This is a genomic window from uncultured Aquimarina sp., assembly GCF_947492405.1.
Taxonomy (GTDB): domain Bacteria; phylum Bacteroidota; class Bacteroidia; order Flavobacteriales; family Flavobacteriaceae; genus Aquimarina.
Map to the genome: position 1 here is coordinate 216,555 of NZ_CANLMP010000006.1, position 22,915 is coordinate 239,469.

The 22,915-nt window shown below is 31.5% G+C and carries 27 protein-coding genes; 19 read left to right on the plus strand and 8 right to left on the minus strand.

The genetic code is table 11. The features are described from left to right. Positions 1–63: 63 nt before the first annotated feature. Entirely contained in the window at positions 64–483 is a 420-nt protein-coding gene (locus Q0829_RS20495; protein ID WP_298546428.1) for a DUF2141 domain-containing protein, read from the plus strand. A 78-nt stretch (positions 484–561) separates the two neighbouring features. On the opposite strand, the gene Q0829_RS20500 is transcribed toward Q0829_RS20495, so the two are convergent. The 4 genes from Q0829_RS20500 to Q0829_RS20515 form a co-directional block, all read right to left on the minus strand. Next, positions 562–867, minus strand: coding sequence for a hypothetical protein (locus tag Q0829_RS20500; protein ID WP_298546430.1), 306 nt, complete (start codon positions 865–867; stop codon positions 562–564). 371 nt (positions 868–1,238) lie between these two features. Next, positions 1,239–3,005 (minus strand): FG-GAP-like repeat-containing protein, encoded by a 1,767-nt coding sequence (locus tag Q0829_RS20505; RefSeq protein ID WP_298546432.1) that lies wholly within the window; start codon positions 3,003–3,005, stop codon positions 1,239–1,241. A gap of 102 nt (positions 3,006–3,107) precedes the next feature. Then, positions 3,108–3,536, minus strand: coding sequence for a DoxX family protein (locus Q0829_RS20510; protein ID WP_298546434.1), 429 nt, complete (start codon positions 3,534–3,536; stop codon positions 3,108–3,110). Further along, positions 3,533–4,357 carry a DUF5694 domain-containing protein gene (locus Q0829_RS20515; protein ID WP_298546436.1) on the minus strand — a complete coding sequence of 275 codons (825 nt, stop codon included), beginning with the start codon at positions 4,355–4,357 and terminating at the stop codon, positions 3,533–3,535. The genes Q0829_RS20510 and Q0829_RS20515 overlap by 4 nt, the downstream gene beginning before the upstream one ends. 280 nt (positions 4,358–4,637) lie before the next feature. On the opposite strand from Q0829_RS20515, the gene Q0829_RS20520 reads away from it, so the two are divergent. The 3 genes from Q0829_RS20520 (at position 4,638) to Q0829_RS20530 (ending at position 7,597) form a co-directional block, all read left to right on the plus strand. Continuing rightward, positions 4,638–5,426 carry a LytTR family DNA-binding domain-containing protein gene (locus tag Q0829_RS20520; protein ID WP_298546438.1) on the plus strand — a complete coding sequence of 263 codons (789 nt, stop codon included), beginning with the start codon at positions 4,638–4,640 and terminating at the stop codon, positions 5,424–5,426. After that, positions 5,423–6,535, plus strand: a complete 1,113-nt coding sequence (locus Q0829_RS20525; RefSeq protein ID WP_298546440.1) for a histidine kinase — start codon at positions 5,423–5,425, stop codon at positions 6,533–6,535. The genes Q0829_RS20520 and Q0829_RS20525 overlap by 4 nt, the downstream gene beginning before the upstream one ends. Positions 6,536–6,646: 111 nt before the next feature. Beyond that, a complete protein-coding gene (locus Q0829_RS20530) occupies positions 6,647–7,597 on the plus strand; it encodes a LysR substrate-binding domain-containing protein (RefSeq protein WP_298546442.1) in 951 nt (316 codons plus the stop codon). A 16-nt stretch (positions 7,598–7,613) separates the two neighbouring features. Here Q0829_RS20530 and Q0829_RS20535 read toward each other — a convergent pair whose 3' ends face one another. The 3 genes from Q0829_RS20535 to Q0829_RS20545 form a co-directional block, all read right to left on the minus strand. Next, complete coding sequence (locus tag Q0829_RS20535; protein ID WP_298546444.1) at positions 7,614–7,811, minus strand: hypothetical protein; 198 nt, start codon at positions 7,809–7,811, stop codon at positions 7,614–7,616. Positions 7,812–7,942: 131 nt separating this feature from the next. Then, a complete protein-coding gene (locus Q0829_RS20540) occupies positions 7,943–8,743 on the minus strand; it encodes a TIGR00266 family protein (RefSeq protein ID WP_298546446.1) in 801 nt (266 codons plus the stop codon). 132 nt (positions 8,744–8,875) lie between these two features. Continuing rightward, on the minus strand, positions 8,876–9,331 hold the full coding sequence (locus Q0829_RS20545; protein ID WP_298546448.1) for a DUF4442 domain-containing protein: 456 nt from the start codon (positions 9,329–9,331) through the stop codon (positions 8,876–8,878). A gap of 154 nt (positions 9,332–9,485) precedes the next feature. On the opposite strand from Q0829_RS20545, the gene Q0829_RS20550 reads away from it, so the two are divergent. From Q0829_RS20550 to Q0829_RS20580, 7 genes are all read left to right on the plus strand, one after another. Then, positions 9,486–9,938, plus strand: a complete 453-nt coding sequence (locus Q0829_RS20550; RefSeq protein ID WP_298546450.1) for a DUF4870 domain-containing protein — start codon at positions 9,486–9,488, stop codon at positions 9,936–9,938. Between the two features lie 6 nt (positions 9,939–9,944). Further along, the gene (locus tag Q0829_RS20555) at positions 9,945–10,478 is read left to right on the plus strand and encodes a hypothetical protein (protein WP_298546452.1); all 534 of its coding nucleotides are present in this window, start codon (positions 9,945–9,947) and stop codon (positions 10,476–10,478) included. Between the two features lie 60 nt (positions 10,479–10,538). After that, positions 10,539–10,880, plus strand: a complete 342-nt coding sequence (locus Q0829_RS20560) for a PadR family transcriptional regulator (RefSeq protein WP_118457539.1) — start codon at positions 10,539–10,541, stop codon at positions 10,878–10,880. Further along, positions 10,877–12,697: a PspC domain-containing protein gene (locus tag Q0829_RS20565; RefSeq protein ID WP_298546454.1), complete on the plus strand. Its 1,821-nt coding sequence runs from the start codon at positions 10,877–10,879 to the stop codon at positions 12,695–12,697. The genes Q0829_RS20560 and Q0829_RS20565 overlap by 4 nt, the downstream gene beginning before the upstream one ends. A 62-nt stretch (positions 12,698–12,759) precedes the next feature. Beyond that, positions 12,760–13,479, plus strand: a complete 720-nt coding sequence (locus tag Q0829_RS20570) for a head GIN domain-containing protein (RefSeq protein ID WP_298546456.1) — start codon at positions 12,760–12,762, stop codon at positions 13,477–13,479. Positions 13,480–13,698: 219 nt separating this feature from the next. Continuing rightward, positions 13,699–14,484, plus strand: coding sequence for a DUF4440 domain-containing protein (locus Q0829_RS20575; protein ID WP_298546458.1), 786 nt, complete (start codon positions 13,699–13,701; stop codon positions 14,482–14,484). Between the two features lie 204 nt (positions 14,485–14,688). Then, positions 14,689–15,549, plus strand: coding sequence for a DUF2807 domain-containing protein (locus Q0829_RS20580; RefSeq protein WP_298546460.1), 861 nt, complete (start codon positions 14,689–14,691; stop codon positions 15,547–15,549). 73 nt (positions 15,550–15,622) lie between these two features. Here the strand turns inward: Q0829_RS20580 and trxB are convergent, their stop codons facing one another. Beyond that, the gene (gene trxB, locus Q0829_RS20585) at positions 15,623–16,591 is read right to left on the minus strand and encodes a thioredoxin-disulfide reductase (RefSeq protein ID WP_298546461.1); all 969 of its coding nucleotides are present in this window, start codon (positions 16,589–16,591) and stop codon (positions 15,623–15,625) included. A gap of 229 nt (positions 16,592–16,820) precedes the next feature. Here trxB and Q0829_RS20590 point away from each other — a divergent pair, with 229 nt between their 5' ends. The 8 genes from Q0829_RS20590 to Q0829_RS20625 all read left to right on the plus strand — a co-directional run bounded on the left by Q0829_RS20590 (position 16,821) and on the right by Q0829_RS20625 (position 22,911). Next, complete coding sequence (locus Q0829_RS20590) at positions 16,821–18,440, plus strand: tetratricopeptide repeat protein (protein ID WP_298546463.1); 1,620 nt, start codon at positions 16,821–16,823, stop codon at positions 18,438–18,440. Positions 18,441–18,808: 368 nt separating this feature from the next. Further along, positions 18,809–19,585: a sterol desaturase family protein gene (locus Q0829_RS20595; protein WP_298546465.1), complete on the plus strand. Its 777-nt coding sequence runs from the start codon at positions 18,809–18,811 to the stop codon at positions 19,583–19,585. A gap of 70 nt (positions 19,586–19,655) precedes the next feature. Then, a complete protein-coding gene (locus Q0829_RS20600) occupies positions 19,656–20,075 on the plus strand; it encodes a hypothetical protein (RefSeq protein WP_298546467.1) in 420 nt (139 codons plus the stop codon). A 37-nt stretch (positions 20,076–20,112) separates the two neighbouring features. After that, entirely contained in the window at positions 20,113–20,451 is a 339-nt protein-coding gene (locus tag Q0829_RS20605) for a YdhR family protein (RefSeq protein ID WP_298546470.1), read from the plus strand. Positions 20,452–20,483: 32 nt separating this feature from the next. Continuing rightward, positions 20,484–21,104 carry a trimeric intracellular cation channel family protein gene (locus Q0829_RS20610; protein WP_298546472.1) on the plus strand — a complete coding sequence of 207 codons (621 nt, stop codon included), beginning with the start codon at positions 20,484–20,486 and terminating at the stop codon, positions 21,102–21,104. A gap of 60 nt (positions 21,105–21,164) precedes the next feature. Further along, the gene (locus Q0829_RS20615) at positions 21,165–21,575 is read left to right on the plus strand and encodes a hypothetical protein (RefSeq protein ID WP_298546474.1); all 411 of its coding nucleotides are present in this window, start codon (positions 21,165–21,167) and stop codon (positions 21,573–21,575) included. Between the two features lie 53 nt (positions 21,576–21,628). Beyond that, entirely contained in the window at positions 21,629–22,198 is a 570-nt protein-coding gene (locus tag Q0829_RS20620; RefSeq protein WP_298546476.1) for a Crp/Fnr family transcriptional regulator, read from the plus strand. 74 nt (positions 22,199–22,272) lie between these two features. Continuing rightward, complete coding sequence (locus Q0829_RS20625; RefSeq protein WP_298546478.1) at positions 22,273–22,911, plus strand: hypothetical protein; 639 nt, start codon at positions 22,273–22,275, stop codon at positions 22,909–22,911. The last annotated feature ends 4 nt before the right edge of the window (positions 22,912–22,915 follow it).

The window sequence follows — 22,915 nt, forward strand, 5'->3', positions numbered from 1 at the left end:
CATAAAATTTATAGACTTTTGAATCATCAAACGAAATAATAGAAATCAAAAAACTAAACTCTTATGAAAACTCTAATCTTATTTTTAGCAATGACAGCCGTAAATTTTGTAACCAAGGCACAAGATACTGCAGGAATCACCATCACTGTAACAGTACCTAATGTATCAAGTTCTGATGGTGCGGTTCTTTTTGGATTATATGACGAAGCTACTTTTATGAAAGCTGCTCCTGTTAAATCCGCAAAAGGTGAAATTGTAAATGGTATTGCCAAAATTACATTTACAGATATACCAGCTGGAGAATATGGAATTTCTTGTGTACACGACGCTAATAACAATGAAAGAATGGATTTTGAAGAAAATGGAATGCCAAAAGAGAGCTATGGTGTATCCAATAACAATATGAGTTATGGACCTCCTATGTGGGCAGATGCAAAATTTGAAGTTGGTAACGAAAACTTAGATCTAGAGATTAGATTTTAATCAACCAATAGATATTCATCAATCAAAAAGAGGGTTTTGTCTATAAAAAAGACAAAACCCATTCTTAGTATTATGATTTTAAGTATTATCCTCACAACTTATCTCACTAGCATCACGTAATACTTCTTCTAAATCAGCATCTTCAATAAAAGGACAGCTATCTAATTCGCCTAAATATGTTATAGAAGCTGCTCTAAAAGCTTCGCAATTTTCTACCGTTGGGTTATTAGAATAACGTTCAAATGCATTAGTATAATTTTCTATCGCAGATAAAGGGACACATCCTCCTGTAAGATCTTCAACAATATCTTCCTCAGAACAAGATGTTAAAAATGTAAATAGACTAAGTCCTAATAGTAAGGTAATTTTCGTAATTGATTTCATCACTTTTGTTTTTATTATTTAAAGTTTTTTCAGTAGTTAGTGTGAGCAAAAAGAAAGAGGTAAACATTTTTTGTAAAAAACTTCAATAGAAAAACAAATCTCTCATATATCTTTAATAAGTTTCATCAATAGATTTTGCTTTTATCATCTGGAATTAACGTAAGGGCTAATACACAATAATGAAATATTGACTTGCTATATATCGAAAACTATAAAAAAAGCGGGAGAAAGTGTTAGATAGCTACATTTTTGGTGTAAGTAAAAAATCAATAATCTGTTTCTAATAGAATTAACTCTCATACATAAAGAAGGCTTATCGATATCGATAAGCCTTCTTTCTTGATATATGGGACTTATAAAGTAATTAGTTATTATTTCTTGATAACCTTTCCTCTAGCAGAATTATTTGAATTATGTGGCTTTAATTCATAAAAATAAGTCCCTGATTGTAAGGAAGAAATATCTAAATATGTATTATCCGTTAACGCTTCCTTTTTTAAGTTTTTAAAAATCTTTGTTTTTTTCCCTAAACTATCGAATAGTATAAAATCGTAATTAGAATCTCCTTTATTTAAAAAAGATTCATCTATAGTTATATGTAATTTATCTCCTATTGGATTTGGAAATATTTTAATATAGGCATTAAACCTTTCAAATTCTGAAACACTAAGTATGGAACTCTCTGTTAATGTATAATTAGTATTGACAGTTAAATCGGTCAACCTTTCGACATCTCCAACCGGCCAGGTAATCTCCAATTCGTCGATTATAGTGGCATCCCCTAATCCAAAATGAACTGCATAACTATTTTGACTGTTGTAACCTGAGGATGAGGTTATTTTCCTGGTCTGCCAAACTTCAGTACCATTAATAGTAGCTCTAATTTTAACAGTAGCTCCTATTGCCGATTTATTCGATGTTGTACCTATACAATTAAATTTAACCCAATTATTTCCCGAACCTGTGTTTTTAAAGAGTGAATTTGTCTGTGCTTCATTTAGTGTATTTGCCAAAATAACATCTAACCAACCATCATTATTATAATCCCCAAATGCACAACCAAACGTCCATCCTGTTTGCAAAGCCAAAGCACTAGTGGTATCCTGAGTGAAATTGCCTTGACCATCATTTATGTACACAAAATTATTTTGCTGACCTGTCAAAAATGCATTACAGACTAATAAATCTAGATCTCCGTCGTTGTCGAAGTCTGCAAAAGAAGAACCAAATGAAAACCCACCTCCTGAAGCTATAACCGAAGAGGTTTGTTCGATAAAAGTACCGCCATCATTAATAAATAATTGATTATTTTGATTGTTATAATTAGCGACAAACAAATCGTAATCCCCGTCATTATCTATATCTCCCCAAGAGCTTCCTCCAGAATTTCTAAAATCCTGCACTATCGATAAATTTGTTATTTGTGTAAAACTATCCACTCCGTCATTTCTAAAAAGTGAATTCCTTGCATTGTTTTCATTGGTCAAAAACAAATCACAATCCCCGTCATTATCATAATCTATCCAATCAACTGATCTGGTACCCAAAATTTCACCTGTAATAGCAAGATTAGTAACTGGCAGAAAACTACCATCTCCCTGATTCTCATAATAACGATTGGCAGCAGCTCCAGCGCTGTTGGTAAAATAGATGTCTAATAACTGATCATTATTAATATCTACCCAGGTAATCATTTCAGAGAATGTAGATAAAATACCTGACACATTATTGGGTTCGAGAGTAAAGGTGCCATCTGCATTATTACGATAAAAATAATTGATGCCATTTGGCGAAGATGCCCAAGTTACCATAAATGCATCCAGATCTCCATCGTTATCGGCATCAGCAAAGCTAGTACCATCAGAACTGCTATTGTCACTTACAATATCATCTCCTGTAACTGTTGTAAAAGTTCCATCTGCATTGTTGATATATAACATATTATTTTGTCCTCCCGATCTACCATTTGAGAAAAATATATCATCCCATCCATCATTATTAACATCGACAAAGTTGGCGCTTCGTGATGCCGATAGCGTCGTTGTCATGTCCGGTATATTTTGATTTTCGAAAGATTGACAATTCGAATGATACGTTATATTAAGAAATATAAGGTTTAGTAGTACTATTTTTTTCATGTCTTATGGTTTTTAAACAAATTAAAAGATAGTAGAAGCGACTTTGGCTAAGAATGATATAGACATAAAAGCCTACGATATGTTTTTACTATTTTTTGATATTTACGACAAAGGCAGATTTCTTTGTTTAGATTTTAATCGATTCGTCAAAATTTTGATAGTGTAATATCCATCACCTTGTAATAACATATAAAAAGAACCAAAAAGCATCATGATTGCAGGGAATTTATTAGGATAAGGATCATCTAAATGTACTGCTATAATTGCTATGATAAAGTTACAAATCATCATCAAAGCAGCATACTTAGTTTTATAACCAAGAATAAATAACACACCGCAAATAAACTGTGTATAGACAGAAATATGAGCAGCTATTAAAGGAAAAGGAAACTGATAACTTTCTAGAAAATCTCTGAATACCAGCATATCATCCCAAGAAAAAATATTATCCTGTACTCCATATACCAAATGAAATCCTAAGGGTATGCGAATACAAACATCTGCATATTTTTTACTATAATCTAAATTCATTTTAGAAACGTGTGGATTTCTACATACTCTATATCATTTCTGTCTTTATAAAAATCCTTTAAAACAGCTCTATGTGCTCCTCCAATGATGACCAAAACACGGTCTTTTGGCTCAATTTTCAAGTTTATGTTTGCCATAATATGAAAATTTCGTTCCCACCATTTTGAGACAAACTCTACTCCTATATAGGAAGAATCAGAAATGAATCCTGCTGTATCTACTAAGTATTGATTTTTATTTTTTGAATCTTCCACTTCTGTATTTTTAAAAGCATAATAATCAAGAAGTGTTGCATCATTAAGATACTCTGAGTCCTTTTTGTCATTCTCCTTGATACTGTTTAGAAATTTTTCGAATGTATCAGGGCTGTATGTATTAGCAAATTCGGATAATCTTCTAAAAGGAAGCGGCTTCTTGTAATCAATACAGTAAATCTTTTTATGACCTAATCTTTTTGCTAACCGAAAACCAAGTTGTTCTCTCTCGTCTAATTTAAGTTGGTAACCGCCAGAAAGATAATTTGTAAAACACTCCATTACTTTATCGTTTTCCTTGATTGTATATTCCAACATTATTTTGGTAGGCTGATACTGTGCCAAAACGGCTACCAATTCGTTTATTTCTTGCTGTCTTTTATCTGATAAGAAATTATCAGTTTTCATAGAAGAATAATCTGTTGTAGACCCAAAATGAAAGGTCCCTAAAAATGCTATAGAAGGAATAGTTGGTTCGGATATCTTTACTTGATCAGGATCAATTAAATTGCCGCAAGAGATACTTACCACTAGTGATAGCATCCCAAAAAAAATAGTATACTTCATTAAAATTTAATAATAATTCAACGGAAGCGAATAGTTACAAAACTAAAAACAGATACGTATCATAAAGCAAAATTTGATATTTTCGATTCATAAGATGATAAATAAGATATACTTTGACATCAAATAGGTTTCTATTTCATAACTTAAGCACACACTAGAAGTTTATATCAAAAATTAAGTAATTCATATCTATATTTTATGATCTTCTTATCAAACTGGTAAAGAATCATATGTTTTATTTTATTTTGTAGGTTTTGTTCAATCAGGCTATTTAGTAAATATGAAAATTTTAATTGCAGATGATGAAGATTTAGCACGGAAAAGAGTTTTTAGTATTCTTAATAAACTTGATGGTTTGGATCAAATTATCGAATCCAGTTCGGGTAAAGAAACTATCGACCTTATAAGAACGCAAACACCAGAAATCGTCTTCCTCGATATCCAAATGACTGATATGACAGGTTTTGATGTTATCAAAAAACTAAAAAATGATTCGTTTACCATTCCTCTTATTATTTTCGTAACTGCTTTTGATAATTTTGCAGTAAAAGCATTTGAAATTCAAGCAGTTGACTTTTTACTAAAACCCTATAAAAAGGAACGATTGATTGACTCTTTTAACAGGGCTAAACTTCAACTTAAATCCGAAGAACTTAATGACTATCGAGATAAAATTAATCACCTACTGAATTTTCTAGATAATAATCAAATTAAGCAAAGTAGAAATAATACATATTTGGATAAAATTGTAATTAAGATTGGTAAAAAATATATTTTTATTAATGTAAATGATATCAAATACATTACTTCCTCTGCATATTATGCCGAAATTTTCACCCAAAATAAGGAGAAATACATTTATCGAATTTCGATGAGTGAATTAATTGGTAGATTAAATCCAGATCACTTTACAAGAATTAATAGATCTACTATCATTTGTTTAAAGGAAATAAAAGCTGTTTTCAGCGAAGGACTTGGCGACTACAGTATTACTATTAATAGCGGAGAAAGCTTTGTATTAACAAAAAATTACAAATCTGATTTTCTACGAAAAATGAATATAAAATGAGTATTCGAAAAGATTTTTTCTTAAACAAGAAGTTACTTCGGTTTTTACTTTTATTTTATTTCATGGCTTATGTTATTGACTTTACAGGATCTATTTTGGTAAATTATTGGAGACCAACCCCTGTTGATCAAGACATTGGTAAAACAATAGTTACCTTTATTGTTTATTATATTTATAAATCACTTTTCTTAGGTGTAGCCATATATATAACACTGCCATTTATATATAAAAGAAAGTATTTTATACAATCCCTGATTTTACACACATTTGCTGCATTTTTATTATCTTTTTACTCATCTTTTATGGCGATGGTTTCTAGTAAACTGATTCACCAGACAGCATCACCTATAACCATCGAGTCGGTTTGGGTAAGAGGTTTAAGTGGACTTAGTTTTAACTTTTTTGTCTATTTTACCATGCTCGCCATTGTCTACGCATATTACTATCTTAAAAAACAGACCGATACCGAATTAAGAGAGCAGAATCTAAAATCCCAGTTACTGGATTCTAAAATAAATGCCTTACAGTCACAATTACAACCACATTTTCTGTTTAACACTTTGAATGATATTTCTGCTTTAATGGAAATTAATGTCGAAAAATCACAAAATGCTATTGCCGATTTAAGTGATTTATTACGAGATACGCTAAATCTCAAGGATGTAAAATTGCTTACGTTAAAACAAGAATTGTATTTATTGAAAAAATATATTCAAATAGAAAAAATACGGTTTGGAGATAAAATTGATTTTAAAATAAACATAAACGATGAACTGTTAGAACTTCAAGTTCCTCCTCTGGTTTTACAACCTATTATAGAAAATTCAATAAAACATGGATTTTCTTTAAAACACGATAATTTAAAAATTACCTTAAAAGCTTCAAAAGCTAAGAATTATTTAGTTATAGAAGTATCTAACAATGGTAAGCCGATACCGAAATATGAAGATGTCACTTTTGGTACAGGAATTACCAATATTCTATCAAGGATTGACACTATTTATGAAGGAAATTATCATTTTAGCATGGATAATTTGGAAGAACTGCAAGATAATTCAGGGGTGCTAACTACTATAAAATTACCAATAGTAATATCTAATATCACCTAATTGATTACGAATCAGATTACTTAAGACCCCTATAGATAAAACAAATTTTTATCATTTATTTAATCAATATTATCAATAGCTTTTTTATTTTTGTGTTGCAAAAAAATAACAATGACTATAACACAATTAAGATATGTTCTTGCGGTAGCTGAACACCAAAATTTCACTAAAGCAGCAGAAAAAACTTTTGTTACGCAACCTACACTGAGTATGCAAATTCAAAAGTTAGAGGAAGAGTTAGACATCCTAATTTTTGATCGAAGTAAAAAACCAATTGAACTTACTGAAGTAGGCAGAAAATTAGTACAACAGGCTAGAAATATTGTGAACGAAAGTGAGCGTATTCAGGATATTGTTGATCAACAAAAAGGGTTTATAGGAGGTGAGTTTAAACTGGGAGTGATACCAACGGTAATGCCTACGCTATTACCAATGTTCTTACATAATTTCATAAAGAAATATCCAAAAGTAAAACTCAAAATTGAAGAGCTTACTACAGAAGCTATTATGGAACGCTTACAGGATGGACATCTAGATGCTGCTATTGCTGCTACTCCATTACAAAATGAAAATATAAAAGAAAGGGTATTATATTATGAGCCTTTTGTAGGATATATTCCTCCTAGTCACAGATTAAATCAAAAGAGTAAAATCGATGTTTCTGATCTGGATATAGATGACATGCTATTACTAGAAGACGGGCATTGTTTTAGAGATGGGATTGTTAACCTTTGTAAAACTCAAAAAAGCTATGATGATGATCATTTTCAGTTGGAAAGTGGAAGTTTCGAAACGTTAGTTAAGTTATCTAATGAGGGACTTGGCATGACACTTTTACCCTATCTACATACATTAGACATTAATGATAAAGAGAAAAGAAACTTACATCATTTCAATGAACCATCTCCCGCTAGAGAAGTAAGCCTTATTTATCATAAAAGTGAATTAAAAATGCAAATAATAGAAGCGTTACACACTACAATTGCAGGGGTTGTAAAAGGCGCAATTACTTTTCAGAATGTACAAATTATAAGCCCTATATCTAAAATAAAAAGCGACTAAAAAGTCGCTTTTATATTTATGATTTTAAATAGATTAAACAAGGTTCTAACTCTGGTTTGTTTACTGTTAAAGATTGAATCCAAAGTTTTAATTCTTCAATCTCGTGTGGGAGTAATCTGTTTAGTGCTTTAATTACTTCCTTTGTAAATAGATTTACATCAAAACTAACTTTTTTTAGTACAGTCTTAGTGTAATCAAACATTGCTCTCGCCATAAATTAATAGGGGTTTAAATGTTAGGTTTAATACAAGTAATTGTAGGATTATACTTACTATTTTAAAGTTGTTGAATCTAATATAGTCAAATAAAACCAAAAAACTGTCTTTTAACCCTTATTTAACTTTATTAAAAACTATTATCGCCATCCAAAAGATCTCCTAAACCTCCTAAAATACTACCTTCTCCTCTACTTTTACCTCCTCCTCTAGGAGCCACAGCCAATACTCGATTAGCCAATCTACTAAAAGGTAATGATTGTATGTATACTACTCCAGGTCCTGTTAGGTTTGCAAAAAACAAGCCTTCTCCCCCAAAAATAGTATTCTTAATACCTTTTACCATTTCTATATCATAATTAACTCCTTTAGAGAATCCAATAATACATCCTGTGTCTATTTTTAATGTTTCTCCTACTGCTAACTCTTTTCGTGCCGTGGTTCCTCCTGCATGTACAAATGCCATTCCGTCTCCTTCTAGCTTTTGCATGATAAATCCTTCTCCTCCAAACAAACCTCTTCCTAGTTTTCTAGAGAATTCGATACCAACAGATACTCCTTTAGCCGCACATAGAAATGCATCTTTCTGACAAACAAACTTTCCTCCATATTCTGTAAGATCGATAGGAATAATTTTTCCTGGGTAAGGAGAAGCAAAACTAACTTTCTTTTTGCCTACAACTTCATTATAAAAGGCGGTCATAAATAAACTCTCACCCGTAAGCAATCGCTTTCCTGCTCCAAAAATCTTTCCCATAAATCCTTCATCTTTCTGAGAACCGTCTCCAAAAATAGTATCCATCTTAATACCATCTTCCATCATCATAAAACTTCCTGCCTCGGCGATTACTCCTTCTTGCGGATCCAGTTCTATTTCTACATATTGCATTTCCTCTCCATAAATGGTATAGTCTATTTCGTGTGCTGTCATGATTTTCGCTATTTATTTTTACTGATTAATAAATGTTTTAATATATAAGTAATAAGTTTCCATAAAGTGTTACAAATTTATTTTTCGATACATCAGAACTTATGGACACATACTACTAAAATTTAGAATTTATTAACTTTTAAGTTTAATCGTCCATTCAAAGTTAAAAGTAGAAACCTCAATACCATCTTTATTAGTTCCTATGGATTTCATCCAGACGGTTTGTCCCTCACCTGTTTCAATAGTTTTTTGGATGGCGTCTTTAATCAAATGTCCATCATTACATATAAATGTAATCCTACCTGTTGCCTTTTTGGTAAAGGAGGCATTATTATTGGCAACCAACATGGAAATTTTCTTTCCACTTTCATGGATTTGGCCCGACACCATAGCTCCTGTACTCATCTCTGCAGCCATACCTTGTACTGCCCAAAACATAGAGTTAAAAGGATTCTGATTCATCCACCTGTGTTTCACACTTACGGTACAACTGGATTCATTAACTTTTTTTACACGCACTCCACAAAGCCACGCAGAAGGTAACTTAAACATTGTGAAGGTGTTAATTTTTCTAGGAGTAATCTTCATATTATAGTATTTAATTGTCCTAAAGTATTGAAAAAGTATGGACATACAAAATAACATCAAATCATAAATTTATGTTAAAATATGGTACTATGTTTTGCATAATACCTTTTTTTAGACATATATTTGCATAAGAAACTATTATATACTTTTAAAAATGTCCAATAACAACCACAAAAATATCGCAACGTTTATGCACTTAGGGGTATTTACCAAATACTTTATTCCATTTGGTAATTTTATAGTTCCCATATTATTATGGACTACCAATAAGGATAAATCAGATTTTATAGATAACCACGGTAAGGAAGCTATCAACTTTCAGTTGAGTGTACTGCTTTATACGATAATTTTAGGAATGATATCGGTTCCTTTTTTTATATTCAACATCTTTGGAGATGCTTCTTTATTTGATGTTTTTAATCACAATGGACTAGATATTAATTTTTCTACTGATGGAGGATTTAGAACATTAATAGGAGCTTCATTTGTAGGTGTACTAGCACTAATAGGGTTCTTTTTAGAAATCATTTTTATCATCTCCGCGGCATTAAAAGGAAATAAAGGAGAACTATACAGATATCCGCTAACAATCCGATTTATAAAGTAATTTAGAATGAACTCATCAATCAACATAAAATATGTTCTAATTACTGCCATAGCAGTGGTATCCTCTTTCTTTTTTCATGAGTTTGCTCACTTCATCACTGGGAAACTTTTAGGATACGAAATGGGAATGACACTTAATTCTGCATTCTTATTAGAAGGAGAATACCAATCAGCTTGGCACCAACAATTAGTTAGTGCAGCTGGTCCCCTATTTACCATGCTTCAGGCTTTTGTGATATTTTATTTTATAAATAAAACGAATAATAAATATTGGTATCCTTTTTTATTTTTTGCATTTTACTCTAGAGTATTAGCAATGATCATATCAATTTTTAACCCTAATGATGAAGCTCGTATTAGTGCTTGGCTTGGGCTTGGATATTGGATTTTACCATTATTAGTTGGCTTTACATTACTAGTATTATTAATCAAAACATCAAAAGAACAGAGATACAACTTAAAATTTAACCTAATCAATTATCTTTTGTCTTCAGTTTTTATTGCTGGAGTTGTATTCTCTGATCAATATATATTTAAATAACATCATCAATCAATTAATCAATCAAAAAATGAACAGTTTAACTTTTTAAAAACCAGTTTTATGAAGATCGAAAACACAAAAGCGCAAATGCGCAAAGGTGTTCTGGAATATTGCATACTTTCAATTCTTAGGGATGACGACGCTTATGTAGCAGAGATTTTAGGGACCCTTAAAGACGCAAAGATGTTAGTTGTAGAAGGCACAATATATCCTTTATTAACAAGGCTTAAAAATGCCGGATTGCTTAGTTATCGCTGGGAAGAATCTACATCAGGACCACCACGTAAATATTATGGACTTACGGAAACAGGGAAACTTTTTCTAAAAGAATTAAATACCACTTGGGACGAATTACAAAATGCGGTAACTATAGTTACTAAACAAAAAAAGAAACAAAAATGAACAAAACAGTCAATATAAATTTAGCAGGCATATTTTTTCACATAGATGAAGACGCTTATTTAAAGCTGCAGCGCTATATTCAGGCGATAAAACGTTCATTTACCGACTCTCAAGGTAGAGATGAGATTATCGCTGATATTGAAGCACGAATAGCAGAGCTTTTCAGTGAAAAAATAAAAGACGAAAGACAAGTAATCGGCATAAAAGAAGTAGATGAAGTAATCGAAGTTATGGGGCAACCCGAAGATTATAGATTGGATGAAGAGATTTTTGAAGACGAACCAAAATCTTCTTATCAGAGAACTCCAAAATCTAAACAGTTATTTAGAGATACTTCTAACTCTTATGTAGGAGGTGTAAGTTCTGGATTAAGCCATTATCTTGGTATAGATCCTATTTGGTTAAGAATAGCATGGATTCTTTTTACGGTATTTTCTAGTGGAGCTTTCATCCTTATCTATATCGCATTCTGGATTTTTGTACCAGAAGCAAAAAGTACAGCAGACTATTTAGCAATGAAAGGAGAAGCTGTAAATATTAGTAATATCGAAAAAAAAATCAAGGAAGGATTTAATGATGTTGCGGATAAGGTAAAAGATGTAGATTATCAGAAATATAGTGATAAAGTAAAAAGTGGTTCTACCAGTTTTTTTGATGCACTCGGAGATGTACTTTTAGTGATACTAAAAATATTTGTAAAATTCATAGGAGTACTATTAATCATTGTAGCAGGAATCACGTTAATAAGTTTATTTATTAGTTTATTTACCGTTGGAACTTTTGGACTAATTGAGACACCTTTTACAGAATACATTGATGTAATTAATCATCCAAATGTGCCTCTATGGTTGGTTTCATTACTCACATTGTTTGCAGTAGGTATTCCATTTTTCTTTTTATTCATCTTAGGATTAAAGATTGTTATCAATAATCTAAAATCAATTGGTACACCAGCTAAATTAGCATTATTGGCAGTTTGGATTCTATCAGTAATAGGATTAGCAATTGTAGGGATTCGTCAAGCTACTCAAGAAGCATATGATGCAGAAATAATTGAAGATTCCAGAAACTTATATCTTCAATCTACAGACACTTTAAACATAAAAATGGTTGGGAATAGTAGGTACGTAAGAAATTTATATCATAAAAATGATTTTAAAATAAAAAGAGATCAAAATGATAATAAAGTAATCGTAATTCAGGATATCGAAGTATTTATAAAAGAAAACAGAGAAGATTCTATTCCTAAAATTATGGTTAGAAAGAATGCTGAAGGAAGTAGCTACGATGAAGCTAAAGAAAGAGCTGCAGCAATTCAGTACGACTATGATATAAAGGGTAATACGTTATTACTAAATGGATATGCAATTACCGATTACACAAACAAGTACAATGATCAAGAAGTGGAAATTATTATTTCTATCCCAGAAGGAATGACCATATTAGCTGATGATAATACATCTGGATATAATAACTCTTGGAAATACAATGATTATCTAACCATAGATGGTAAAGAAGAGAAATATCTAAAATTGATTGATGGTAAGTTTACTTGTCAGGATTGTCCTAAGGATGAATGGCAATATAATGAATGGGAAGACAATGACAACAGCGATACTGACCGAGTTAAAATTAACATCAACTCTGATGATGAGGATGCAAATCTAAAAATTGATGAAGATGGAGTACAAATCAAAATCAACTCTGATGATGAAGATGCAAATCTTAAAATCGATGAAGATGGAGTACAAATCAAAAGTGAAGAAGTAGATATCAAAATAGACGAGAACGGAATAAAAATCAAAACCGATAATTAATCAATCTGTCCGCCTAAAGCGGATCAAAAAACGAACAGTTTAATAAATTAAATCACACTATTATGACAACACTAACCAAAATTATAGCAACATTAATACTTACCGCTTTATGTTGCTCTTGCAACATCGCTTTTGATGGAATCAGAGGTGAAGGAGAAGTAATTAGAAAAGAAAAAACCATCAATGAAAACTTTGATACTATAAAATCTAGTAGAGGTTTAGATGTAGTACTAACTAATAAAAAAGATAGAAAAGTAATTATTGAAGCAAACGAAAATCTACATCAACACATAGAGGTGTATGTAGAAGGAGAAACCCTATACATTACTTCTGACAAGAATATTTATCGAGCTGATGAAAAGACAGTTTATGTTTCTTATGATAAATTAGGAAAAATATCAGCAACTAGTGGTGCTAGAGTTACGTCTCAGGGAGCAGTTGTTCAGAAAGATCTTGCAATTAGTGCTACCAGTGGCGCAGATGTAGAACTTAAAGTAAAAGCAGAAACACTTACTACATCAGTAACAAGTGGTGCAATGATGAATTTATCAGGAAAAGTAAACAACCATAAAGCTAGTGCAACAAGTGGAGCTGATATAAGAGCAGATGAACTCTTAAGTCTTATTTCTGAAGCAAAAGCGACCAGTGGTGCGCATATAAAAATTCATGCTAAAGACCAGTTTACTGGAAAAGCAACCAGTGGCGCAGATGTAGTTTATTACGGTAATCCTGAAAGTGTATCGGAAAGCGATAATTCTGGAGGAAATGTACGTAGACATTAAAAATTAATAACCTAACCAATCAATTCAACCAACCACCCCACCAACCAAAAAAATAGAATCACCTGAAAAGCACCCATTGTTTGTTGACAGACAAGTTATTTAGATATTATGCTTTTCGGGTGGTTCTTATTATATCCTAACCATTCATCATACCACATTAGCATCAGTTAATCAATATTCATCAATATTTCTACTTAACGTGGTTCAAAAAACGAAAAAATGACATCAAAATTTCAAACCCTAATTTTATTCCTATGCATTACAATAGCATCTGGATATACAAGTCAAGCTCAAAATCAAGGAGGTATAAAAAATCTAACTAACACTATTCTCGAATTAGATGGTGAATTCTGGAAATCCTATAATAGTTGTGATATTGATAAATTCAAAACATTTTTTGTGGAAGATTTTGAGTTTTATCACGATAAAGGAGGTCTGACAGAAGGACTAACGCATATGATGGAAAGTGTAAAGAACAACTTATGTAGTTCAGAAAATCCAAGAGTACGACGAGAAGTAGTAGAAAAAAGTGTTAATGTATTTCCTCTTAATAATTACGGAGCCATCATTACTGGCGAACACCTCTTTTATGTTTCAGAAAAAGGCAAACAAGAACGGCTTACAGAAATTGCAAAATTCACTCACGTTTGGCAACATAAAGACAATCAATGGAAGATGACCAGAGTACTAAGTTATGATCATCAACCAGCGCCTCAAAATACGGACAAAAAAGAAATCTCTTTATCGAACAAAACCTTGAATAAATATATAGGAACTTACCAAGCACCACAAACAGGTACAGTGATTGTAACTACAAAAAACAATCTATTGGAGATAAAAGCTGGTAAAATGGAAGCCACTGTTTATCCTCAAAAAGAAAATTTATTTTTTCATAAGCAGAGTTCACTAACGTTTGAGTTTATAAAAGATAATAATGGAGTAATATCCAAAATGATTGTCCGAGAAAATGGTCAGGTAGTAGAAGAGGCTAAAAAACTGAAATAAAATAGTTGTGGACCGTGTTTTACTTAACCGTTTTTACCAATAATAAACAGCCTCTAAAAAAAGAGGCTGTTTTTTTAGTTATCTTTTAAAAACTGAAGATATGTAACGTTTTTTTCTAAAATAAGTCTTTTTATAAATAAATTTAACAAGCAGATATACTTAAATATAAAAAACGGTGTTTAAAAAATAAAAACCACACTCAAAATGAGAACACTTTTGCTATCATTATTTTCAATCTTCTTTTTAGGAAACATATATGCCCAGAAAGAAAAGATCAAAGGCAATAAAATTGTAATGACTGAAGAAAAGATTATAGACGCTTTTCATACCATCGAATTGTATGATAATTTCGAAGTTTCAATCGATGAAGATAGTGATCATATAATAAAGATTGAAGCAGATAGCAATCTTCAGGAATTTATTGAAGTCGAAATACAGGATAGTATATTAAAAATAAGAGCAACTAAATTCTTCAGACGTGCCAAAGCATTGAACATAACAATCTCCTATGCATCAGAATTAAAAAAAATAAGCGTGTATGATAAGATTAATCTTAAATCATTGGCTCCTGTAAAATCCTCAGAATTAAGCATTGAAGCCAATGATAATTCAGAAGTATTTCTATCTGTAGATACAGGTAATGTAACTGGAATATCTAACGGAAAAGCTACTCTTGACTTACACGTAGACTCAAAAGAAGCATTTTATCAGGTGAATGAAAATTCAGAATTAAAAGGAATCATAACCGCTGATAGTCTAAAGATAGATTTATATCAAAAAGGATATGCAAAACTAGAAGGGGATGTTACATCAATGCTGGTAAGAGCAGATGGAAATACCGATTTTTATGGTGAAAAATTAACATCAGGTAAAACGTCTATTATTGCTGAAGGTTCTAGCGATTGTTATGTATTAACAAATGAAGAAATTACAATTGAAGCTAAAGATGAAACAGAAATCTATTTACTAGGAGAACCTACAATTAATATGACGATGTTTGCTAATGAAGCTACTTTGTACAAGAAAAAAATTGATTACAGTCCAAGTAGACTCAAATTAAAATAGAAATTCCCAAAAACAATAAGCCTGACAAATTTCAAGAACTTGTCAGGCCTAAAACATTTTTTAGTTTAGAGTATTATGCAGAAACTTCTTCACCAGTTTCTACAGTGGCCAGATATCTTTCTGCATCTAATGCCGCCATACAACCAGTACCTGCTGCGGTCACTGCTTGTCTATATTCTTTATCCTGAACATCACCTGATGCAAATACACCTGGAATATTGGTTTTAGTAGATTTACCTTCTGTAATAATATATCCGGTATCATCCATATCTATTTGATCTTTAAAAATATCAGTATTTGGTTTATGACCAATCGCAATAAACAAACCAGTTATAGAAATCTCTGATTTCTCTCCTGTTTGGTTATTCACCATACGTAAACCGTCAACTACTTGATCACCGATAACCTCATCAACTTCGGTATTATATAATACTTTAAGATTAGGAGTATTATTTACGCGATGCTGCATAGCTTTAGATGCTCTCATATAATCTTTACGCACTAACATCGTAACACTAGAACAGATATTCGCTAAATACGTAGCTTCTTCTGCTGCAGTGTCTCCAGCACCAACGATAGCAACATCTTGTCCTTTATAAAAGAATCCGTCACAAACTGCACAGGCAGAAACTCCACCTCCACGTAATTTTTGTTCACTAGGTAATCCTAAATATTTAGCAGTTGCACCCGTGGATATAATAACAGCCTCGGCTTCAATCTCTTTCGTATTATCAACAGTAACTTTATGGATTCCTCCTACTTCTTTACTAAATTCAACAGAAGTAACCATTCCGATTCGCACTTCCGTACCAAAACGTTCTGCTTGCTGCTGTAATTGTACCATCATTGTTGGGCCATCTATACCTTCAGGATATCCAGGAAAATTATCTACCTCTGTAGTAGTAGTTAATTGTCCTCCTGGTTCCATACCAGTGTACATAATGGGTTTAAGATCTGCACGCGCTGCGTAAATTGCTGCAGTATATCCTGCTGGTCCTGAACCTATAATTAGGCATTTTATTCTTTCTATTGTATCTGACATAATCTTTTTCGGTTTATTTGATGTAAAAGTAGCAATTTGAAGATAAACCTTACAGTAAAGTTATTAAGAATTGTTATAAGCTTATAGACATCTTAAATAAATACTAAAATGAAATACAATAACCAACTACGCGTATATATTTGTATATAAATCAACTAAAATCGTGCGAAACCTTCTTATTCTTATCTTCATAATTATTAATTCGGGTATATATTCACAAAACACAAAAGTGGATAGCCTAAGATTAAAATTAAATTCGCATACTTCTGAGGATACTAAAAAGGTGGATTTATTAAATGAAACTGGTTTCGAATATTGGATCATTGATCCGAATGAATCATTAAAATATGGAAAAGAGGCATTAAAACTGTCTAAAAAGTTAACATATGATCCTGGTATTGCCGTTGCAAATCGAATTATTGGAGTAGCATATTGGGCACAAGGTAATCAAAACGAAGCATTACTATATCTTACTCAATCTCAGAAAAAATTTCAAGATAACGATGATCAAGAAGGTATTGCAAACACTATGCTTAATATCGGAATGGTGTATGCAGATCTTAAAGAATATGATAAGGCATTAAAAAACTATAACGATGCCATCGATAATTTTACTGCATTAAATCTTTCAGGTCGCATTGCTACTACATTTACTAAAATAGGAACTATTCATATCCAAAAAGGTAACCTTAATGATGCTCGAATATATATATCTGATGCTTTAAAACTTCATACTAAGAATAATTTTCAATACGGAATTGCAGAAGCACATAATCGTTTAGGAATACTATATTTAAAGGAAAATGAACTTGCTCAAGCAAAATATCATATAGAAAGATCTATTTCGGTCGGTAAAAAAATAGGAGACGAAGATGGTACAATAAGTAATCTCATCCAATATGGTAAGTTACTGAGGTTAGAAAACAACTTTGAGGCTGCAGACATACATCTTAACTTGGGACTTAACAGGGCTAAAAATAATAACTTAAAGAAATATGAACTACTTGCCTACGAAGAACTAAAAGAGCTTAGAACACAACAAGAAAAACCTAAAGAAGCATTAGTTTTTTATGATCTCTATTCTAACCTAAAAGACTCTATTTTTAATACTGAAAAGTCTAAACAAATTGCCTACCTCGAGTTTAAAAATCAACTGGAGCGACAAGAAAAAGAACTGGAATTCCTTCAAGAAAAAGAAAAAACAGATGTTTTAATTAAGTGGAGCCTTGTTTTTGGTATTCTCGTATTATTGATAAGTAGTTTTCTAATTCTAACCAATGTAAAACAACGTTCACGAAAAAACAGAGAGCTATTAGAAAAAAGTAACGAACTTTTACAATCCAAAGAAGCGCTAAACCAACAAGCATTAGAAAATGCAAAACTTAAACAACAAGAACTAAAACAACAACTTGAGTTTAAAAATAAGGAGCTTACCTCCTATGCAATCAATTTTGTTCAAAAAAACGAACTATTGCAAAATCTGCAGAGTACCGCTAAACTAGCAAAAAAATCTACCTCAACAGAAAAAGATAAATTAATAGATAAGCTAAACAAAACTATCCAACAAAACTTAAGCATTGACAAAGATTGGGAAGATTTTAAACGCTTTTTTGAAGAAGTTCATGTTGATTTTTATACTAAATTAAAAGCTAAACATCCAGACTTGAGCGCAAACGATCTGAAAATTTGCTCGCTTACCAGACTAAACCTTAATATTAAAGAAACTGCTAGTATTCTTGGTATTTCTCCAGAAAGTGCTAAAACTGCACGTTACAGACTACGTAAAAAGCTCGAATTACAACAAAATCAAGAAATCTTTACGTATTTATTAGCACTAGAAAACGAATAACACAGTATTCTATACCAAATTTTCTTGTGTTTATTAAAAATCCATTGTTAAAGAACAACATACGCAAAATACTAAAAACTAGTACGTTAAAAATAATTGTTCACCCACTGTCTACCTTCTATTCACATAATTAACATACCTGTCTACTTTTAATAAAAGACTGCCTACTTACCGTATACTTCATTTATTAGCAGCGATTTATGTTCTTATATACTTTTGGTTCAGGAAAACAAAACGAATTATTAATTATTAAAAACTTGAAAGATGGTGAGGAACAAAAGAAACAAAAAATCACATATACTAAAAGAGTATTTGGTGACTACAAAAAATGAATTGAAGCATGGAGTACATCATAAAAATATAGAAGCATGAAAGAGTTATTCATGAATTTACCTTCCATATCAGCAATCGTACTAGATCCTATATCTCTGGTAATTATAGGAATGTATATAGCACTAATGATCTGGGAAGCAATAGCGCCAGCGCGTCAATTACCTAAAGTAAAATACTGGAAAGCTAAAGGATTAATCTCTTTTGCTGTATTCTTTCTACTTTCCTCCTATCTTCCGCTGATTTGGGATAACTATTTAATAGAATATCAAATTTTTGACCTTACAGGATTAGGAGTTTTTGGCGGAGCAATTTTAGGGTTTGTTATATATGAATTCGCTTTATACGTCTGGCATAGAGCAATGCATGCAAGTGACTTCTTATGGAAAGTCTTTCATCAAATGCATCATAGTATAGAGCGTATGGATTCTTATAGTGCATTCTATTTCAGTCCTATGGATATGATCGGTTTTACATTCCTAGGGAGTTTCTGCTTTACTATTATCGCAGGATTTGATCCTAAAGCTGTAGTAATTATCATTTTGATTACAAACTTCTTTGCTATTGTACAACATTGTAATATCCGCACTCCACATTGGATTGGATACCTGGTTCAGAGACCAGAAGGACATACCTACCATCATAAAAAAGGAGTGCATGCATATAACTACTCTGATCTATCCTTTATTGATATGTTGTTTGGCACTTTTAGCAACCCAAAAACACATCCCAGAGAATCTGGATTTTATTCCGGAGGATCTGAAAAAATTATAGATATGATACTTTTTAGAGATATCAATAAAAAAAATAGTTGAGTCGTTATGAAATTGTTTTGGGTTTTTGAGAAAACAAAAGCCCGAAACGATTTCTATTAAAAAATAAGTTATGAATATAATGTCAAAAAAATATAGAAAATATTGGATTCAATTCCTTAGTAAAAGATCATTATTTACTGCAATTACCTATAGTTTGTTATTATTCTCGATCGTTTCTTCAGAGACATTAAATACAATCGAGTGGCTATACCTAGAAATATATAATGCCACCCTATTATATATTATCATGAATATGATACTTTTCTCTAAAGACATTTTGCAAACTAGGTCTGATTTGCTTTTCTCAAATGAATTAATCGAAATACTTATAATTATTGTATTTGCAGCAATACTTATTATCTCCTTATATCTATCAAAGGATAGTATAAATGCTTTTGGAATAAGCAAGATGATTGTAAAAGTTAATGCAACTTTTGTTATTCTCATTTCATTATTCATGTCTAGGATAACTAGGCCAATCCTAAATTAAATAAAACGAAATACTTAATCCCATAATCAACAAACTTGTGGAGGAAAAAGCAATAGTCAATGTTCAATTTAAATCAAATTTATCACAACAAAGGTTACAGAAAATTTCTAGCAATTATATGGATACCTTGGAGAATGTAGAAGGGCTTATTAGAAAATATTATTATATAAATACAGAAACCAAAACTATCGGAGGAACTTATCTTTTCGACAATATAAAATTAGCAAGGAATTATATTCGTCATTTTCTTGTTAGAGGAATCGGTCCCAGATATGGAATCATACCAGACACATTGAAAATGCAAACAGGAATTATACAAATGGAAATAGAAGGGAAGAATACTAAATATCGATCAGAAAATCAAAATTCGGATTAGATATCCTACATTTATTCCAAAATAGAGAAAAAATGACACTCTTCAATATTTTGGATATTTTGGGAACAATTGCCTTTGCCATTTCAGGAGCATTGAGCGCTATGAACAGAAGATTAGATCTTTTCGGAATCTTCATTATCGCTTTTGTTACTGCCATTGGTGGAGGAACACTGAGAGATGTACTTATTGGAGCAACACCAGTATCATGGATGCAAAACACTGTAAACTTGTATCTAATTGGGGGCGTTACTGGTGTATCTATCATCCTTAGGAATAAATTGGATTACCTCAAAAAATCCCTCTTCCTATTCGATACTATAGGTCTAGGGATTTTTACGATTATAGGAGTAGAAACAGGAATACAAACGGATCTTGATCCTATTGTATCTGTTGCGTTAGGAACCATGACCGGATGTTTTGGAGGAGTAATCAGAGATATTTTGTGTAATGAAATTCCGGTAATTTTCAGAAAAGAAGTTTATGCCACAGTTTCTATTGCTGGAGGAGTTTGTTTTATGATCTTATATTCATTAAACGTGCCTGAAAATATTATATATATAACTACTACACTATTGATTATTGTAATACGTTTATTAGTCGTAAAATATAAAGTTTCGCTGCCTATGTTTACACTTAGAAATCAGAAAAATTAATACTATATATTAATAATAGTAAAATGATTATTATATTTCAACTATCTAATATTCAAGGTAATGAAAACTAATATAAATCTCAACGATTCAGAATTCGAAAAACAATTTAAGAATGGTAATTTTGATCCTTCTTTGTTTAGTCATGAAGCTCACTTGAGATTAGCCTGGATACATATTCATAAATATGGAGTTGATGCTGCTTGTAAAAGAATTTCCAATCAAATTCTGACCTATGTGGTTCAATTAGGTGCGGCAGATAAATTTAACAAGACTCTTACCATTGCAGCAGTTAAAACCGTGAATCATTTTGTCTTAAAGTCCAAATCAAATAGTTTTGAAGATTTCATTACTGAATTCCCAAGATTGAAATATAATTTCAAAGATTTACTAGACTCTCATTATGGTTTTGATATATTTAATTCAGAAAAGGTCAAAGCGCAATATATAGCGCCAGATTTATTACCTTTTTAATAAAATTATACGACAAATAACACGAATATTTGTTTAAAAGCGATCAGGTCATTATGAAAGAAAAATTATTAAAATCTTTTCAGGGATTTGCAAGCTTTTCTGAACAAGAACTATCACTTATCATAAGTAAAACAAAACTTAGAAATTTTCGTAAAAAAGAAAATCTTTTGAAAGTCGGTGAAACCTGTAGTGCCTTTTATTTTATTGTAGAAGGTGCTATACGACAATATAGAACTAACAAAGATCTTGATGAAATTACATTAAACTTGTATCTGGAGAATAGTTGGGTATTGGAGCATCAAAGTTTCACCTCTCAGAAACCATCTACAACAACCATTCAGGCTTTTGAAGATTGTACTGTATATGAATTAGGTATGCATGCCGTCCATGAATTAATTGGACAATCACCTTCATTTTTCCAATTAGGTAAAATATTAGAACAACCATTACAAGGGGTTGAGTTATATCAAAATCTGACAACACCAGAAGAAAAGTACAGAGCGATACTTAAACATAATCCTAAGTTAATTCAGAAATTTCCTTTAAAACATATAGCATCTTATTTAAAAATCACTCCTGAAACCTTAAGTAGAGTTCGAAATAAATTAAGTAAATCTTCCTAATTTCTTGATTTGGATCAAGTGCTACTTCCTTGGTAAAAAGCCAAATTTGATTTTCATATTAAAACATAAAAGTTATGCAAAATCAATTAGAAAAAAACGCAGGTTTGGCACTTATCATTGGTTCAATTCTAGTGATCATTACCATGGTATTTCACCCTGTTGGTGGTAATTTCGAACATTTATTAAAAATATCAAAAATGGCTATTATCTCTCATTCTCTGGCTATTATTTCGATTCCTATACTTACATTCGGATTTTGGGGATTAACGGTTCGATTGGGTAAAAACAGTAGTCTTTCTTTACTAGGATTTATAATAATCGTATTTGGATTATTAGCAGGAATGATGGCAGCCGCTATTAATGGATTAACCTTACCTTTTTTTATTAAACGATATCAAGATCAATCCTCAGAAATCATAGCAAAAATTAATTACGTTATACACTATGGTTTTGCATTAAACAAGGCTATGGATTATATTTTTATTACATCTTGTTGCCTCGCAATCCTATTATGGTCAATCACCAGCATCAAAAAATCAATCTTACCTAAATGGATAGCTTATCTGGGATTAATATTGGGAATTACCGCTGTGATCTTACTGCTCTCTAATGTAGCTTTTACAAACCTTTACAGTTTCAGGATATTTATAGCCGGATTAGTAAGTTGGATTATTCTAGTAGGATACGTTCTTATAAAAACAAAAAACACCTAGTTTA

Bases quoted from the DNA above. Each gene is read 5' to 3' on its own strand.
- Q0829_RS20495 (WP_298546428.1), top strand. From the start codon at position 64: ATGAAAACTCTAATCTTATTTTTAGCAATGACAGCCGTAAATTTTGTA.
- Q0829_RS20500 (WP_298546430.1), bottom strand. From the start codon at position 867: ATGAAATCAATTACGAAAATTACCTTACTATTAGGACTTAGTCTATTT.
- Q0829_RS20505 (WP_298546432.1), bottom strand. From the start codon at position 3,005: ATGAAAAAAATAGTACTACTAAACCTTATATTTCTTAATATAACGTAT.
- Q0829_RS20510 (WP_298546434.1), bottom strand. From the start codon at position 3,536: ATGAATTTAGATTATAGTAAAAAATATGCAGATGTTTGTATTCGCATA.
- Q0829_RS20515 (WP_298546436.1), bottom strand. From the start codon at position 4,357: ATGAAGTATACTATTTTTTTTGGGATGCTATCACTAGTGGTAAGTATC.
- Q0829_RS20520 (WP_298546438.1), top strand. From the start codon at position 4,638: ATGAAAATTTTAATTGCAGATGATGAAGATTTAGCACGGAAAAGAGTT.
- Q0829_RS20525 (WP_298546440.1), top strand. From the start codon at position 5,423: ATGAGTATTCGAAAAGATTTTTTCTTAAACAAGAAGTTACTTCGGTTT.
- Q0829_RS20530 (WP_298546442.1), top strand. From the start codon at position 6,647: ATGACTATAACACAATTAAGATATGTTCTTGCGGTAGCTGAACACCAA.
- Q0829_RS20535 (WP_298546444.1), bottom strand. From the start codon at position 7,811: ATGGCGAGAGCAATGTTTGATTACACTAAGACTGTACTAAAAAAAGTT.
- Q0829_RS20540 (WP_298546446.1), bottom strand. From the start codon at position 8,743: ATGACAGCACACGAAATAGACTATACCATTTATGGAGAGGAAATGCAA.
- Q0829_RS20545 (WP_298546448.1), bottom strand. From the start codon at position 9,331: ATGAAGATTACTCCTAGAAAAATTAACACCTTCACAATGTTTAAGTTA.
- Q0829_RS20550 (WP_298546450.1), top strand. From the start codon at position 9,486: ATGTCCAATAACAACCACAAAAATATCGCAACGTTTATGCACTTAGGG.
- Q0829_RS20555 (WP_298546452.1), top strand. From the start codon at position 9,945: ATGAACTCATCAATCAACATAAAATATGTTCTAATTACTGCCATAGCA.
- Q0829_RS20560 (WP_118457539.1), top strand. From the start codon at position 10,539: ATGAAGATCGAAAACACAAAAGCGCAAATGCGCAAAGGTGTTCTGGAA.
- Q0829_RS20565 (WP_298546454.1), top strand. From the start codon at position 10,877: ATGAACAAAACAGTCAATATAAATTTAGCAGGCATATTTTTTCACATA.
- Q0829_RS20570 (WP_298546456.1), top strand. From the start codon at position 12,760: ATGACAACACTAACCAAAATTATAGCAACATTAATACTTACCGCTTTA.
- Q0829_RS20575 (WP_298546458.1), top strand. From the start codon at position 13,699: ATGACATCAAAATTTCAAACCCTAATTTTATTCCTATGCATTACAATA.
- Q0829_RS20580 (WP_298546460.1), top strand. From the start codon at position 14,689: ATGAGAACACTTTTGCTATCATTATTTTCAATCTTCTTTTTAGGAAAC.
- trxB (WP_298546461.1), bottom strand. From the start codon at position 16,591: ATGTCAGATACAATAGAAAGAATAAAATGCCTAATTATAGGTTCAGGA.
- Q0829_RS20595 (WP_298546465.1), top strand. From the start codon at position 18,809: ATGAAAGAGTTATTCATGAATTTACCTTCCATATCAGCAATCGTACTA.
- Q0829_RS20600 (WP_298546467.1), top strand. From the start codon at position 19,656: ATGAATATAATGTCAAAAAAATATAGAAAATATTGGATTCAATTCCTT.
- Q0829_RS20610 (WP_298546472.1), top strand. From the start codon at position 20,484: ATGACACTCTTCAATATTTTGGATATTTTGGGAACAATTGCCTTTGCC.
- Q0829_RS20615 (WP_298546474.1), top strand. From the start codon at position 21,165: ATGAAAACTAATATAAATCTCAACGATTCAGAATTCGAAAAACAATTT.
- Q0829_RS20620 (WP_298546476.1), top strand. From the start codon at position 21,629: ATGAAAGAAAAATTATTAAAATCTTTTCAGGGATTTGCAAGCTTTTCT.
- Q0829_RS20625 (WP_298546478.1), top strand. From the start codon at position 22,273: ATGCAAAATCAATTAGAAAAAAACGCAGGTTTGGCACTTATCATTGGT.